Source organism: Mesorhizobium sp. M7A.F.Ca.US.014.04.1.1 (assembly GCF_003998745.1).
In the GTDB taxonomy this organism is placed as follows: Bacteria; Pseudomonadota; Alphaproteobacteria; order Rhizobiales; family Rhizobiaceae; genus Mesorhizobium; species Mesorhizobium ciceri.
In genome coordinates this window covers 1-629 of the sequence record NZ_RZRW01001326.1, presented here as the reverse complement: position 1 = coordinate 629, position 629 = coordinate 1, and the positions used below count along the sequence as shown (strand labels likewise).

The 629-nt window shown below is 63.4% G+C and carries 1 protein-coding gene; it reads right to left on the bottom strand.

Annotation, left to right across the window (positions count from 1 at the left end; translation table 11 throughout):
- The coding region (locus EOA22_RS36360) for a DEAD/DEAH box helicase (protein WP_245478806.1) at positions 1 to 583 on the bottom strand (583 nt) is incomplete at its 3' end.
- Positions 584 to 629 lie beyond the last annotated feature (46 nt).

Below are 629 nucleotides of genomic sequence, written 5' to 3'. Positions count from 1 at the left end.
CGGTCAACCAAAAGTCTGAAATCCCCCAACCCGCCCCGCCATAGAGGCCAGTCACGATTAGGTCGTTCCCCAGCTCAGCCGTCAGCTTTGCTTCCACCTCGCTCGCCAGGGCCCGCGATGGGACAAGATACAGCGCCAGCGGCGCTTGTCCCGGCTGGGCATCGACGAGAAGTAGCTCCTTCACGATCGCCATATTCGCGACGAGCGTTTTTCCCGATCCGGTCGGCGTACAAAGCGCGAAGCTGTCGCTCGCAATCAGGCGCTCCAGACCCTGGACCTGCGACGTCCACAAGACGCCCCGACCCCGGGCGAACTGTTCACGAGCGAACCGCCACATGCGAGGCTGTAGCTCGGGCGCCCGCTCGGCGAGCCGCGCTACGCGGCGATGGAGGCTGTTGGCCGCAAAGCGCCCTGCTGTTGCCTCGATAAGGTTGATCAGGATCCATAGTTCATCGCTCGAGAGACGGGTCGCCAGTGCGCTGAGGCCAGATAATTTGGTGATTGCCTGTGTGAGCCTGTCCTCATTGCCACGGCGCAGGCTGTCGCCAATGAGACCGACGGCCCGCACCAGCTCGACCACCACATACCACCCGATCTTGCTCTCGGTGCGTGGCGCCTCGCCTACGTGT